The organism is Actinoallomurus soli, assembly GCF_024055715.1.
Classification (GTDB): Bacteria; Actinomycetota; Actinomycetes; order Streptosporangiales; family Streptosporangiaceae; genus Actinoallomurus; species Actinoallomurus soli.
Genome location: NZ_JAMXMV010000011.1, coordinates 238866 through 255276 on the forward strand (window position 1 = coordinate 238866; position 16411 = coordinate 255276).

Consider the following 16411-nt stretch of genomic DNA (forward strand, 5'->3'; position numbering starts at 1 on the left):
CCTGCCGGCGGATGTGGCGGGCGACGGTCTGGTAGGCCCGGATCGGGTCGGTGTGCCGGCTCGCCGCGTCGGTCAGGAGCGGGGCGAGGTCGAACCGCGGCGCCTGGCCCATCGGAGGCCAGTTCAGCGACTCCGGCCGGGCCTGAAGACGGACTCGTATCTCCTCGCGCTGGGCGAGCAGGTCCTCGACCTGCGCCTGCGAGATCTCCGCGTAGACGTCACCGAAGAACGGGTCGCTGACGAACCGCCCCGTCGGCGTCGCCCTGCGGAACAGGTGGTGGTCCGCCCGGTCGGCGAACAGGCGGCCCCGGAAGCGCATCCGTACGAGGAAGAGCGGACTGCGTTCCTTGCCGTGCTGCTCGCGGCGGTAGTTCTCGGTGCCCGCCATGGCGTCGTCGAACGAGGTGACGCGGTTGTTCGAGGTCCCCAGATCCCATGAGTGGGCGGGGGTGTGGTCCCCCATCGGGCCGTGCGTGTCGAGCGAGGCGTCTCCGACGACCCGCGCGTGGTCGCTGCTCCCGCTGATGGTGGTGCCGCTCTGGTGCTTGTTGTAGCGGCCGGTCCCGGTCCCCTCCTTCATCCGCCCGATCACGTCGAGCCCGCTCAGGTCGCCGTGCAGCCACATCTCGGCCCGCTCCTCGGAGTGGCCGGGCACGAAGAGGTTCTCGGCCAGTTTCAGCGGTTCCTCGCCGGACGCCTCGCGGATGTTGTTCACGATGTGCACGCGGGACAGCAGCACGGGCAGCGACAGGCTCTTGCGGGTCCGGGGGTCGTCGGCGGTGGCGCCCAGGAGCAGCTCGATCCGGCTCGGCCGGAAGATCTCGTTCAGCAGGTTCAGGCCGATCGGCAGGGCGTCGTCGATCATCGCCTCGGTGATGTAGGCATTGACCGGCAGTTCCGGGAGCCGCCCCAGGTCGGGCAGCGGATGCGGGCCCCGCAGGCGGCGGCCCTCGGCGAGGGAGCGCGGCATCTGGATCACCAGGGTGCCCGGCTCGGTGACGGTGTCGGCCGCGCTGTGCCGGGTCAGGTCGTCGAACTTCCTGTTCAGCGCCCTGACCAGCGGACGGCCGGTCGGGTCCAGCCGCCGGACCGTCACGGTCAGCTCGTGCTCCATCCCGACGAGATAGTGCGCGCCCCCGTAGACGGTCTGCTCGACGACTCCCTGGTCGGCCCGGGTCGTCCCGCGGTGGTGGCCCTCGGAGGTCTTCGCGTCGACGGCGTCCCCGCCGGTGGTCTGCTGCTGCCCGCCGGTGCCGAGCTTGGCGAAGGTGAAGGACTGCGATCCGTCCCGGGAGTTGGACTTGGCCGTCGTGCGGTACTGGTGCTCGTACACCTCGGCCGCGGTGTTCGGCACGAAGTCCTGCACCTTCGGCGACGCGATGCGCAGGTCGAGGTTGATCTCGACGATGTCCGACAGCAGCCAGCCGATCGGGTTCACCAGGTAGAAGGAGTACCCGTCCTCGGCCGACGTCGATCCCAGGAGGGCCTGGTCCCGGCCCTTGGCGAGCAGGTTCGCCAGCAGGGCGTGGTCCCGGCCCTTGCCGAGCATCCCCTGCAGGGCATCGACTCCGCCCTGCATCCGCCCGATGACCCGGCGCTTGGCGTCCCAGAGCGCGGCGCCGGCCGTCAGCAGGCCGGGGGCGACCTTGTCGACCTGCTCCCTGACGATCTGGTAGGTCGACTTGCCGTTGGCGAAGCGGAAGCTCTCGACGCCGTGGAAGCCGAGGCCGGGGTCCTCCCGCTCCAGGTACTCCGGCAGCTCGATCTCCTCGAACGGGATCGGCGGCTCCCCCAGCTCCTGCCCGGCGGTCTCCTTGAACCACTTCCGCAGGTCGCCGTCCCGTACGGGCGCGGCCCCCTGGGTGTGCAGGAAGGTCACCGTCCGGACCAGTTCGTCGCCGTCCACCCCCGGCAGCGTCCTCGGGGGACGAGATCCGCCGGCCGTCCAGCGCCGCAGGATTCCCACGGCCACGTCCCCGCTGAGCGCGAGGTCACCCGCCTGCCAGTCGTTCAGCGCCTCGGCCAGGCGCTCGTCGGGCAGCGCCGGACCGCCCTCCGCGTAGGCGACCAGGTCGTCGGGCATCGCGAAGTACGGGTCGGAGGCCCGGGGTTCGGCCAGCGCCAGGCCGAACGCCCTGGTGAAGGTGCGCCGTACGGCCGGGTCCGTCACCCGGACCCCGCCGCGGTCGTGCACCTGGGCCAGCTCGGCGGCCCGCGCGTCGACGAAGTCCAGACGGTCCTTCGGAGGGGTCGGCCGGCCGGTCAGATCGGTCTTCCAGCGGGTCAGCACGCCGGCGGCGACGTCACCGGGCAGCCGCAGCTCGCCCTTGCTCCACCGGGTGAGGGAGTCAGTGAGCTGGGCGTCGGACACGGGCAGGACCGCGTCGGCGTACTGGGCCAGTCCATCCGGCTCGATCAGGATGAAGATGGCGTCGCGGCCGCCCACCTGGCGCGGGGCCGGCCGGTGGCGGCTGGAGGGCAGGAGCTTGCCGTGCGCCTCCTGCCGCGCCCGCACGGTGAAGTTCGCGGGCGCCTGGTAGAGGAACGCGCGGCCGACCTTGATCTGGATGAGCTCCTTGGCGGCGCCGCGGCCGAACCCTCGTGCGGTGTTCCACTGCCAGCTGCGGCTGAAGTCCCACTCGCCGGTGAGGCTCGCCTCGCCCGCGATGTCCCCGAACGCCAGGTCCAGCTGCTCCCAGCTCAGACCGTGGGAGTCCTTGTTGCTGAGCCTGTTCTCCAGCAGGAACAGGTAGATGAGGCCGAGCACGAACGGATCGGAGGTGGAACCCATGAACAGGGACGGGCCGAGGTCGCCGCGCAGGTCCAGGGCGCCGAAGACGTCGCGGAGCCACCCCGGATCGAACGGCCCGTCGGTGGTGTACTCGCCGTTCAGGATCTCCTTCAGGTGCGCCTTGACCATGAAGAGGCCGGTGAACGCGCTCATCTCGCGGTCCGCGGCTCCCGCCGGACCGGCGAAGTCCTTCAGCATCGCGGACGCCGCCGGCGTCAGGCCTGTCGTGTCCAGGTGGAAGACCACGGCCTGCTCCAGGGCCTCGGCCGGCGTCCACTTCTCGCGGAGCATCACCTCCCGTGGCGACAGGTCCGCCGCCGAGGGCTGTTCGGCCTCCGTGAACGGCATCAGGTACGCCGTGGCCTTCTGCCCGCGCATCGTCGGGAGCGTGACGTCGCGCCGCCCCTTGGCGATGTTCCCCGTCCGGCCGGAGTGCTGGAACTCGATCCTCGCGTGGAGGTCGTAGGTCACCCCCCACACGTCCAGCAGCCCGGGGATCTCGAGGAGCTGCGGGACGTTGCTGAGGAAGCTCACCGAGTCGGTGGCCCCGACGGTGCGCTGGTACTCCACCCCCAGGAGAGCCGTCTTCAGGAATTTGAACAGCGTCTTGAACTTGACACCGATCGCGATCTTGCGCGTGTGGGTCGCCGACTGCCCGGCGGTGTCCATGCCCATCGGCAGGTTCGCCGTCGTGTAGGCGTCCGTCGACCGGAGGTACTCCGGCGGCTCCTCCACGCGCTCGGTGATCCGGATCGTCACCTTGGCCGAGTCGATGTCGACGTCCACGCCCGCGCCGCCGCGGCGCAGGCGCAGGGTGAAGGTGTACCCGTCCTGGTGGGCCACGTCCCAGTAGGAGCTCAGGCCCCACAGCGAGATCCACTTGCGGAGCTGGTCCTCGTTGTCCAGCCTGCTGAGCACCTTGTTGCCGTGCGTGTAGAAGTGCTCCCCGGCGAACGGGTCGTCGTCGTTCTCCGGCAGGAAACCGTGGGCCTTGAGCCGCGTCTCGAGCGCGTCGTACAGCGCCTCGACGGTCGACTCCTCGGGCTGCGCCCAGCCGGTGCCGATGCCCTTGCCTTTCAGCAGGTACGCCGGCGGCTGCTTGGTGTCGGGGTCCTCCGCCCGCCGGCCGGTGTCGCGGAGCGCCTCCGCGTCGTAAGGCACCGTCGTGCCCTCGGGGGCCTTCTTGAAGGCCTCCTTGTCGACCGGCAGCCCGTGTTCGAACGCCTCAGCCTCGGTGGCCCGGATGAGCGCGCGGCTACGGACCACCGGCGTCCTGGTCCGGCTCGAGGACGACGTCTTGGCGTCGCGGACGTAGGCCACGCTGTAGACACCGAGCTGCACGTCGTTGCCGGTCGTGTGGCCCGTGGCCCTCGGCACCACCACGTTCAGGCCCACGCGGCCGCCCGAGAGCGACTCGGAGTTCGCGGTCGTATACGGCGCCGCCACGCTGATCCCCAGACCGAAGTCGTCGGCCTGCAGAGGGATCGGCGCCAGGTCGAACTCGACGCTCGGCACCGTCCACTTGGTCGAGTTGGAGATGCTGTGGCCGCTGCTCATGCCACGGATTCCGGTGCGGACGTTCTCGACGTGGACCTTGTTGCTCGTCGCGCCGACCCGGCGTGCCTGCGGCAGCCGGTCGGCGTGGAGCCGTACGACTGCCAGCACCTTGCCGCGCTTGTCGTGCAGCGTGAACGAATAGCCGCGCCTCCGGTCGTTGATCGCCTTGTCGAGGTGGGTGTTCAGGTTCCACAGCTTCTGCAGCAGCTCCGCGCGGGGCACACTGCCGATCTTCAGCCGCAGCCCCTGGGAGGCCAGCACGCCGACGACCTCGTCGAACAGCTTCGGCAGGTTCGTCAGGCCCGAGGCGTAGAAGTGCGGTGGCAGTTTGGTGGACTTCACGCCCGCACCGGTCGCGGTCACCAGGTCGGCCGACGGCGCCTTCAGGTACGGCTCGGGCATCCACAGCAGCAGCTTCTCGGTGCCCGGGTCCTGGATCCGGAACGGCCGGATGTGCTCCCAGTCCTGTGCCATCCCCTCCTTCGGGTTGGCCCGGATCTTGAGCGCGATGTTCGGCGTGTACGCCACCAGGCTCGACTCGATTCGGGCGTCCTCGACGTGGCCGCCCTCGGCGTCGGCGATGTGGCTCGTGCTGCGGTTCGACTGGTTGGCGGTGCCCGACACCCCGACGCCGACCTTGACGACCTGCAGCACGAGGTACGGCGCCGCGCCGATCCCGAACGTCAGCGACAGCGCGCCCCGCGTCGCCCCCGTCTGGCCGGCGTGGGTCTCGACGTGCGCGCCCGTCGCGTACGCGGCGTTGATCGTCTCGTAGCCGACGTTCTCGCCCTCGGGCGCGGGCCGGGTCGAGGGGCGGACCGTGGAGCCCGCCATGTTGTCGACGGTGTACGGATCCGTGGGGTCGAACGTCACCAGCAGCTCGACGTCCCCGAACGGCACCATCAGGCCGCTGGTGTTGGCGTCGTCACCGCTGTCGCCGAGCGTGTAGGTGAAGTTGCTGACCAGCCGCTGCACCAGCCCCGCCATGTCCCGCTCGGACGGGGCGAACCCGGCGGCGGTCAGGGCGCGGCGGACCGCGGTCAGCACCTGCCCCATGTACGGCAGACCCACCCGCGGCACCCCGATGGACCGGGCCGCCGGATCCACCATCACCGGCCGCATCACCGCCCGCTCCGGCGGGGCGGGCGGCGTACCGTGCCCCTCGGCCGCCGTGCGGGTCAGCACGGAGTGGATCGGCGTGCTCGCGGGCTCGCCCGGCAGGTGCATCCGGAACCGCCCGACGTAGTCCCCGTCCCGCGAGGAGGACGCCGGCCCCGTGATCGCGTCCTTGCCGCTGCCGATGGCGGTCAGGGTGCCCTCGGCCGGGTCGAGGCGCACGCCGCGCGGCGCGGCCAGCACCGGCCCGCCGCTCAGGTCCGCCAAGGACGTGGCGGCCTCCCCGGACCCGGGCATCAGCAGGAACGGCTGATGACCCGCGGCGCGGGCGGTCAGCAGCCCCATCAGCGTGGCCGGCTCGATCGGCCGGTCACCGGCCATCAGCGTGCCGTTCTCCACCCGCCCCAGAACGAACACCGTCTGCGGCGGCACCAGGTCGCCGAGCAGCGCGACCGTCGCCTCGTCGAAGGCCACGTCCCCGCGCGCCCCGGGCAGCCAGAGCGCCACCGGGCGGTCGTCCACCACACCCACCCGCGTCTGCCCGAGCAGCTCTTCCAGGGACAGCGGCTCCGGCGCGTCGTCCTCGGACTCCTCCGACTCGGGCTCCGAGCCGCTCTCCTCATCGGTGGTGTCGCCCTGCTGGTCGGCCCACCGGACACGTTTGGCGGGAGCGGGCGGCGCGACCTCCCGGTGCTCGCCGGTAACGCTCTCGGCCTCGTCCTCGGAGGACTCGGAGGACTCGGAGGAGGACTCCTCCTCCGGCTCTTCCTCGGAGAGCTCCTCGACCGGGCCTCGTGCCACCGTCACCGGCATGGGGTTGCTGCTCGACGCCCCCGACATCCCGGTCAGGCCCGGGATGCTCCCCGCGGCGTCCGAGCCGCCGCGCAGCCGGGGCATCTTCGCCAGGTCCTTGTCGAAGGCGATCCAGTGCGCGAGGTCGTTCGCCAGGCCCCTCGGGTCCGTCGGACCGGGCGGCAGCTCGGGATCGCGCAGCGCCTCCTCGACCCGGGCACGATCCACCGGGCCGCCCCGGTAGCCGAGGGTCCGCAGGACCGCGTTGACCTCGATGACGTGGAAGTCCGACACCTCGGTCCGCTGCCGCAGACTCCGGTACGGCGCCGAAAGCCGGGCATCACCATCGGTGCGAGGCCGCGAGACGATGAGCGTGTGCCGGCCGTCGTCCAGCGGCGCCAGGCCGATACGGGAACGCGCCTCCCGCGGGGCGGCCGCCCCGGCCAGCAGAACGCGATACCTGATCTCACCTGCCGGATTCGCGACCACCGACACGGCCCCGGTGCGGGAGGGACCGGTGAACCAGATCCACGTGCCGGGCGGCAGGTCGTCCGGAAGCCGGTCGACCTCCTCGACCACCCTGTCGGGACTCTCCTCGAGCGCCCGCAGGACGTCTTCCTCAAGGGTCCGGACGCCGGCCCCGGACAGGAACCGGACCGCGGCGCCCAGGCCGCCGCCCACGATGTCCTCGACGGTCACGGGCCGGTCCGGTGTGCCATGGGTGAGCCAGAAGATCTCGGTGAAGTCCGCCAGCGGACCCACCGGCGTCCAGCCCTGCACCTCCGCGTCCGACGGCCCGATCCCGTGGTGACCTTGCTCGTCCTGGAAGACGTGCGCGTCGTCCGGTAGGTCGCCGCGCCGCGCGGTGTCCAGGCTCACGATGGGCGGCCGGGGCGTGTCCGTGAGCTCGGCGATGCGCGCGCTGCGCTCGACGAGCCGGTCCTCGAACGCGAGGAGGGCCTGGTCGAGCGTGGGCCGCGACTGGACCTGCGTGCGCCGCGCGACCTGCCCGGCCAGGTCGGCGCCGAGGTGGTCCACCACTGCGGCGAGCGCCAGGTCGCGCACCTGGGCGAAGGACCTGGTCTGCGGTCGCGCCCCGTCCAGCCCGGCGGGCGGGGCGAGCAGCAGGCCGTCTAGGCCGAGGTCCAGGGAGTACAGCCGCCCGCCACTCGGGGGTCGCACCGGGAGGCTGGACACGGCCTCGAACCACCGGATCTCGCCCTCGTCGGCGACCACGGTGAACCGTTCGGCGGTGCCGTCCGCGTGAGTCACGACCGCAAGAGAGACCGCGCCGTCCCCGGCCGCCGACAGCGTGTCGTGCAGCCCCTGGACCGCCTGCTCGATCGACGGCGCCTCCCGCCGCCGATACGCCAGATCCACCCGCCGCTCGTCCAGGGCCGACTCCGACGCGGTGAGGAGGTCCGTGGCCTCCTGGACATCGGCAGCCGTCCACGGCGCCGCTTCGCCGGTTCCGGTGTCGCCGGTGGCGCGCAGGTCGGTGAGGAGGGTCTCCGTCTCCCGGATCGCGCGACGCACGTCATCCAGGCGCGGCGTCAGGTAGGCCGTCGACTCCTCGTAGCGCTCGAGCCGCGCCCGCTGCTCGGTCTGCGCGGTCTCCAGGTCCAGGATTCGCCGTTCCAGGCCGTCCACTGCGGTCCGGTCCGGGGACAGGTCCAGGATGAGCCGCGTCCGCTGCGTGTACAGGTCGTCGAGGGCGCGCCGGAGGTCGTCGAGCTCTCGCTGGGCCCGGCTCGTCTGGGCGGCGGCCGCGGCGTGCTCCGCCTCGATCCGAAGGACGATCTCCCGCCACGCGGCGGCGGCCTGGACGGTGCGGCCGAACAGGCCGGGCAGCGCCTCGTGCGCCGCGCCCAACCGGTCGAGGCGCTCGGCGATCTCGGCCAGGACCGCCTGCTCGAAGGTCCGCTGCTGCGACCAGGAGGTGCGGTAAAGCCGGGCGAGGTCGATCGGGTCGAGCCCGTGGTCGGCGGCGAGCCGCCGGGTCTCCTCGCTCCACAGCCCAGCACGTGACGCGTCGTCAGGGGTCACCGTGAGGTCGTCGAAGGCGGTGGGGTCGAAGGCGTAGATCCGGCCGCTGGGGTCGGCCCAGTGGCTGCGCACCGTGCCGTCCGGCCGGGTGACGTCCAGCCGGACGTGCGTGCTCAGCTCGCGCGCGACGTCACGCGCCAGGTAGAGCGGGTCGAGCGCGAGCAGCGCCGCCTCCGGCGGCAGCTCGGCAGGGGCACCGAGGGGATTGTCCGGGCGGAGCCCGTGGACCCGGTTGACCTCGTTGATGATCGCGGTGATCTCGTCGTCGAGGGACCCGGTCAGACCGTCGAACAGCCGGGCGTCCGGCCGGGCGCGCCGCGCGTCGTAGACGCCGGGATCGGCCGGCGACGGCAGGTACGGGTCCTCCACGCGGGCGGCGGCCAGGTCGGCGCGGATCGTCCGCGCGGCCCAGTCCAGGATCGCCCGGTACTCCAGCACCCGCGTGTTCGCGCCGTGGGTGAGCACGACCGGGCCATGAGCGCCACCCTGCTCCCGGATGTGCTCCACCAGAGCGTGGTGCGCCCTGGAGGCGTCGTATTTCGGGCGCGGGCCGGGCTGGGGATGGGTGGGGTCCGGGCGGTACACGGCCGCGCCGGCCAGCAGCGGGGCCAGGTCGAAACGCGGGGCGCTACCCAGCGCCGCCCAGGCCGTCGGGTCCACCCGATCGCGCAGCGCCTGCCGGGCCTGCTGCTCGTTGGCGGCCAGCTCCGCGAGCAGCTCCTCGTACTGCGCCTCGAACATCTCCACGTAGACGTCACCGGTGACCGGGTCGCTGCGGACCGGCGCGCCGACGGGCTTGGCCTTGTTGGGGCGGAGGAGGTGGTGGCGCGTCTTCTGCGCCTCGAGCCAGAACTGCCCGCGCAGGCGTACCAGCAGCGTCGAGCCGTACTCCTTGACGTCCTGCTCACGCCGGTAGTTCTCGGTACCGGCACTGCTCTGGTTCGCCGACGTGACCCGGCTGTCCCCGTGACTCACCGTCCAGGAGTGGTCCGGGCGGTGCGGCGGCGCCTCGGTGCCCGGCGGCGCGGGGGGCTGCGGGTTGATCGTGTCGGTGCCGTTGACGGCGTACTCGGCGGTGCCGCGCATCTGGTCGCTGCTGTTGCTGGCGGTGGTGCCGCTCTGGTGCTTGATGTAGCGGCCCACGCCGGTGCCGTCCACCATCCGCATGATCACCTGCGCGTCGAACAGCTCGGCTCGCAGCGTCACCTGTGCGCGCAGGTCGGAGTCGCCGGCCCGGAACAGGTTGGAGGGCAGCCGGTACCCGTCGGTTCCGATGGCCTCGAGCAGGTGGTTGATCAGGTGCGACCGCGACAGCAGGAACGGCAGTGACTGGAAGGACCGAACGCCCGGGTCGCCCGCCTGGGCCCCGAGCGCCTTCTCGTACCAGCGCGGCCCCAGCAGCTGGTCCAGCAGCTTCCGCGCGGCGGGCAGCAGGCCGTCCGCGGTCACGCCGACGACGGCCAGGTTGCGGTTCAGCTTCGGCAGCGGGAGCAGGTTCCGCAACTGCTCCGGGCCGTGCAGGGTGCCCGCCTCGGCGAGGGCGTGCGGGATCTGCAGGTCCAGTAGTCCGTCGACGGTCGTCCGGGAGGTCGCGTCGTGGTTCGTCCACGTCTCGAACCGGCTGAGGAGCAGGTTGTTCAGGGGACGGCCGGACATGTCGAGCCGGTCGATCTCCACGATCAGCCGCATGGGGACCCGTACGGCGTAGTGGTTCGCCCAGTCGTACCCGGTCATCTCACTGACCGCGTTCTCCGCCCGGGTCGTGCTCCGGTGGTGCCCTTCGCCCGTCTTGAGGTCGACCGGGCCGCTGGCGTTGGTACCGCCGGCCGTGAACTTCGGCAGCACGAGGGCCTGCGACCCGTCCCGCGATTTCGACTGGGCGGTGCCGGTGTAGTTGTGCCAGTAATTCGCGAGACCGGTGTTCCACCGGTAGTCGTACACCTCCGGCGCGCCGATGCGCTCGGCCCGCAGCCTGACCCTGACGACGTCGGTCAGCACCGGGCCGACGGGGTTGGCCAGGTGGAAGCTGAAGCCGTTCCGCGAGGGCAGCTCCTCCCACAGCATCTGGTCGCGGCCCTCGGCCAGGATCGCCTGCAGCAGGTCCGTCCCGCCCTGCATCCGGCCGATCCGGCGGCCCTTGCCGTCCCACAGGAGCGGGTCGGACCCCAGCAGCCCCGGAGCGGCCGCCTCGATCTGCTGCCGGACGATCTGCTCGGTCGTCCGGCCGTCGTCATGGGTCCAGCGGTGGACGCCGTGGTGGCCGAGGAAGGAGCCGCCCGGGTCGGTCCTGGTGAGGTACTCCGGCAGCGTCATCCGGTCGAACGGCAGGCGCGGGTGCGACAGCTTCTGGCGGAACGTCGCGTTGAACCGGTCGCGGATCTCCAGGTTCATGACCGGTACGGCGCCGACGGTGTGCAGCTCGGCCAGGATGCCCACGAGCGGCGCGCGGTTCACCGGCAGGCCGGTGGGCGGCTCGGGGACCTCGGCGTGCCAGCGCATCAGCAGGCCCGCCACGACGTCACCGCTCAGCCGCAGTCTCCCGTCGAGCCAGCTCCGCATCACCTCGCCCAGCCGCCGGTCGGACAGCGGCTCCCGGCCCTCGGCGTACGCGACGACGTCCGCGGGCATGTCGGGGACGGCGAACGGGTCGTGCGGCGCGCCGAGCGACCGCCCGAAGGCGGTGTTGAACCGGTCCCGGACCTTCTCGTCCAGGATCGGGGCCGCGCCCATCTCGTGCAGGCGGATGAGCGTGTTGATGAGCTTCCCGCGCTGGACCCTCGGTGCGTCCTTCGGGAGGGCCGGCCGTTCGCCGGTCCAGCGCATCAAGATCTTCGCCGCGAGGTCACCGCTGAGCTTCAGCCTGCCGATGTGCCAGCGGAGCATCGCGTCCCGGAGCTGGCCGTCGGAGATCGGCAGGTGACCGTCGGCGTACTGCGCCAGGGCCTCCGGCTCGGGCAGCGCGAACTCCACCATGCGGGGTCCGACCGTCTGGGTGCGCTGCGCGCTGCTGCTCGGCAGGAACTTGGCGTGCTTCTCCAGACGGCTCCGCACATCGAAGGACACCGTGCTCCGGAAGAAGTACACCCGGTTGAAATCGAGCTGAAGGAGCTCCTTGCCACCCGTGCGGCCGCTCGTGCGGGACCGGTTGAACTGCCAGTGCCGGTTGAGATCGCTCTCCCCGGTCAGGTGCGCCGGCCCCGCGTCCCCGCCGAGCGCCACGTCGAGCTGGTCCCAGCTCCACCCGTGGGAGCTCGTGTCGGACGCGCGGCCCTCCATCAGCTGGAGCTTGATGATGCCGGTGACCGCCTTGTGAGCGCTGGCCCCCACGAAGGTGCTGCGGCCCAGGCCGCCGCGGATGTCGATCGCGCCGAGCCGGTCGCGGGTCAGACGCGACTCGAACGCGTTCTCGGTCGTGTACTGGCCGCCGAGGATCTCCTTGAAGTACGACCGCATGGAGTCCGTGCCGGCGAAGGTGTCCCGCAGCGAGGACGCCGTCCCGGCCGGATCGGTCAGGTGACCGAGCGCCTGCACCGCGCCACGGACGCCGGTGGTGTCGAGGAACGTGACGACGCCCTGCTCGAGCGCGCTCGCCGGTGTCGGGCGGCTCGAGGTGGGACCGTCCTTCTCGATGGTCGGCAGCGTGAAGACGCGGGCGGTCTCGCCGGGGAGGTGTACGGACGGCGGGTTACGCCGGCCCGCGAGGACCCGCCCCTGCCTGCCCGAGTGCTGGAGCTCGAACTTGATCTCCAGATCCCGCGACACCTCGAACTCATGGGTCGGGCCATCGAACTCCATCAGCTGCGGCAGGTTCGTCAGGACGCTCAGCGCGTCGCTCGCACCCGCGATCCGCTGATATTCCAGCCCCGTGATGGCGCCCTTGAGCACCTGGTAGAGGCCGCGCACCTTGACACCGAGTGCGATCTTGCGCGAGTGGGAGACGGACATGCCGGCGCTGCTCATGCCCATCACCAGGTTGACGATCCGAAGGTCCTCCGCGGCGCCGAGGTAGCGCGGCGCGGTGCCGTTCGCCCGGGCGGTAATGGTGATCCTCATGGAGTCGATGTCCCAGTCGACTCCCAGGCCGCCACGCCGCTTCTTCAGCGTGAAGACCATCCCGTCCTGGTGGATCTGGTCGAAGTGCGAGCTCAAGCCCCGGTCGGAGGCGAACTTCTCGATCTGCCGCCGGATGTCCGCGAGGCTGTCGAGCTTGTTGCCGTGCCCGAACCGGGAGTAGTCCGCGAACGGATGGTCGTCCTTGGCGGGCAGGAACCCGTACTGCCGCGCCGTCGTCTTGACCGCGTCCTGCACCCGCCGGATCGTGTCGTCGGACCAGAAGGGCAGGCCCGTGCCGAGCCCCTTGCCCTGCGCGAGCGCCGGCGGCGGCGCCGGATGCTTCGCCGGGTCCGCCGGCATCTCCTGCTTGCCGAGGCGGCGGATGTCGCCCTCGGCGTACGGCCGGGTGCCGCCCGTCTGCGCGCCCTTCAGCGCCTCTGCGTCGACCGGCAGACCGTGCTCGTACGCCATCGGCTCCGGGATCCGGAGGACCGCCTCGCTGTCGATCGCCGGAGTGGTCGCGGTCTGGGCGCTGCCGCGGACGCTGACCGTGACCCGGTGCCGGAACGACATCGCGTACGCGCCGGTGTAACCGACGTAGCGCGGCACCACGACGTACAGCCCGACCTTGCCCGCCGAGATGGAGTCCACGTTCGACGACGTGTACGACAGGTTGAAGGACACGCCCATGCCGGCGTCGTGGTTGTGGAACGGCTGCAGGCCGAAGTCGACGCTGGGAAGTGTCAGGGTGCTGCTGTTCGTGATGCTGTGGCCGCCGCTGGAGCCGGAGATCAGGGTCCGTACGTTCTCGACGTTGGAGTCCTTGCTGGTGGTGCCGACCCGCTCCGTGCCGTCCAGGATCTCGATCCGGTCCGACACCGTGGCCACCGGCCGCCCGTACTCGTTGTGCAGGTCGAACTGGTACCCCGTGTCGGCGTTGTTGACTGCGGCGTCCAGGTGCATGTTCACCTGCCACAGCTTCTGGAGCAGCTCCTTGTGGATCTGGCTGCCCACCGGAATCTCCAGGCCGCGCCGCCGCAACTGCGCGACCGTCGCGTCGAAGACCTTGGGCAGGTTCGACAGACCGGCCGCGAAGAAGAACGCCGGCAGCCGCCCCGCCTTGACCCCGTCGCCGACCGCGGTGACCTGGGCCGGCGCGGTTCCGAGATAGTTGTCGGGGAACCAGAGGAGCAGTTTCTCGTCGGTCGGGTCGTCGACCCGGTGCACCGGGAGCGTGTCCCAGTCCCCGCCGGACCCCTTGCGGACCTGGAACGACCAGTGCCCGGTGTAGGCGAGCAGCGTATGACCACCGCCGGCGACCTCGACGTGACCGCCCTCCGCGTCGGCGATATGGGTCAGCGACCGGTTGGACTGGTTCGCGGTGCCGGACAGCGACGCGCCCACCCGGACGACCTGCAGCGCGAAGGGCGTCGCACCGATCCCGAACGACAGCGAGATCGCCCCGCGCGTCGCACCCGTCTGCCCGGAGACGCTCTGGGTGTGCGCACCGGTCGCGAACACCGAATTCACCGTGCCACCGGCCGTGTGCTCACCCTCCACCGGCGGCAGCTCCGACACCGTCCGCGTCGAACCACCCGGGTTCTCCACCTTCTGCGGATCGGTCGCGTCAAGCCGGACCAGCACCTCGGCGTCACCCATCGGCACCTGCAGGCCGTGGAGCAGATGCGGGAAGTTCGCCAGCAGCCGCTGCGGGAGGAGGTCGACGTCCTCCTGCGTGTACCGCGCCCCGATCCGGTCCAGCTCCTGCCGGATACGGGCGACGACCGTCAGGATCTGCGGCAGATCCTCGCGCGGGATGCCGAGCCGGGCGATCGCCGGATGCACGTCGACCGGTGTCAGCTCCGGCGGCCCTGACGGCTCCGGCGGCGTCACGGGCGCTCCCGGAGGCGCGGGCGGCGTCTCCGGCTCGGTCTCCGTGCTGCTCGGATGGAACGGCAGGGGATCCCGCTCTGCGGGGGGCGCCGTCGCGCGCTCGCCCGGCGTGAGCAGGCCCGGGGTGATCGGCAGGCCCTCCCGGTCCCCCGGCATGAACATCCGGAACCACGCGTCCTGGACGGGTTCCTCCGTCCCGTCGGCGCCGGAGGGACGCGAGACCAGGTCACCGGTCCGCCGGTCGAACACCGCGTCGTACGGGGTGGCCACCACTGGCGCGTTCAACGCCCGCGCCACGGGCTCGGCGACACTCGCGCCGTTGGTCATCGCCAGCAGCGGATGCAGGCCCGGTGACAGCCTCTCGATGGTCCTCGCCATCGCGTACGCCTGGGTCCCCCGCTCGCGGACCGGAACCAGGCCGTCCTGGGCGTCACCGATGACGAGGACCATCCCCTCGGGGACGACCTCGCTCAGGAGGGCGAGCGTCTCGGTGTCCTGCGGTACGGCGGGCTCGCCCCGGCCGGGCAGCCACAGTGCCACGATCCGGCCACCGGCCTGACCCCACCTGGTGTTCGCGAACATCGTGGCGGTCGCCTGCTCGCGCAGGACGAGGTCGCGCGCGAGGTCCTCGCCGGCGGTGTGACCGGAACGGGCGATCTCAGCGGCGATCAGCTCCCGCCAGGCCCGCGGCGCCCGGTCCAGGGACGAACCGCCGAGCGCCGACCGTACGATCGCATCGGTCTCCCGCCGGAACTGCTCCTGCCGGACGTCGGACAGCAGGCCAAGGGTCGCGCGAGCCCGGCTCGGATCGAGCCGGGCGGCGTCCGTGATCTCGTCGAGGAGGCGGGAGTACGGGAGGCGCGGCCGGCCGAGGATGTCGGCCGCGAGGTCGGCGGCGGCCCGGTGACCGGCCCAGGCGATCTCCGCCTCCGTCACCAGGAGGACGCGCTGGAGTCCCGGCGCATCGATCCGCTCGTCGTTCGGGGCGAGCCCGGTGAGCGCCCGGACGATGTCCCGCGCCTCGTGACGGATCTGCGCGTAGTCGGCCTCGGGGTTGTTCCGCAGCATGCCGACCGTGGTCCGGGCGGCGTTCTCCCGTGCCTCGTCGATGAGGACCCGCGGCACGAGCGGCTCGTCGAGATCGTGCATCACGCTGCGGGCGAGCGCCTCGCCGGCGTCCGCGCCCGAACGGGCGATCTCGGCCGCCACCAGCAGCCCCGCCTGATCGACCCGCGACACGTCCCCGCCGGGGTCCTCCACCGACGGGACCCGGCCGCTCAGGTCGCCCACGAACGTCGCGGCCTGCCCCATCACCTCGGCGCGGCGCTGCTCCGTCAGCCCGGCCAGGACCTGCCGCGCCCGGCCGAGCGGCGTCGAAGGCACGATCTCCCCGTGGACCAGCGCCTGCCGGGTGCGCTCACGATGCGCGGCGACCAAGGTCCGGGCGAGGTCCTCACCGGCCGCCGAACCCGACCGGGCGATCTCGGCCGCGACGCGCAACCCGGCCCAGTCCGCCCACACCACCCGGCCGCCGGGATCCCGGAGGGACGGCACCCGGCCGCTGAGATCGCCGACGAACAGCGCGGCCTGTTCCATCACCTCGGCGCGCCGCTCCTCCGTCAGCCCCGCCAGGACCTCCCGGGCCCGGCCGAGCGCCGTCGTCGGCGTGGACGGAGTGACGGACTCGGGGGATACCGGGGTGGTCGCGGTCGTGATCGTTCGCCCAGGCGCGGTCTCTTCGGCCGCCGGAACGGTGACCGGCGTCTCGGGCTCGTTCCTCGTCTGCTCGGCCGCCGGAACGGTGACCGCCTGTCCGGGTTCATCCGTGACCTGCCCGGTCGTGGTGGCCGTGGCCGTCGCGGGCTCTTCTACCGTCCGCCCGGTCTCCGGGAGGGCGACCGGGGCCGACGGCTCCTCCGTGGTGCGCTGTGGCGCGGGCGGCCGCTCGGTCACGGAGGCGTCCGGTTCCGTCACCGTCGCCGGCGGGGACGCCGACCGCGCCGGCTGCTGGAGCATCGTGACGGTGCCGTCGCCGGAACGGGTCTCCAGCAGTCCGCCGGCGCCGCCCCTGCCCGACGGCCCGCGGCCGCCCTCCTCGGTCCGCGCGTCGGTGACCTCTCCGAGGGTGACGATCCGAGGCCTGGAAGGAAGCACGCGGGGCCG

1 protein-coding gene (running past both ends of the window) is annotated in these 16411 nt (G+C 72.0%); it reads right to left on the reverse strand.

The whole window is internal to a protein-glutamine glutaminase family protein gene (locus NDW01_RS26420) on the reverse strand: the coding sequence, 63846 nt in all, runs 16862 nt past the left edge and 30573 nt past the right edge, and what appears here is coding positions 30574-46984, spanning codon 10192 (complete) through codon 15662 (partial); the first complete codon in reading order (the gene reads right to left) occupies nt 16409-16411. Both the start codon and the stop codon lie outside the window.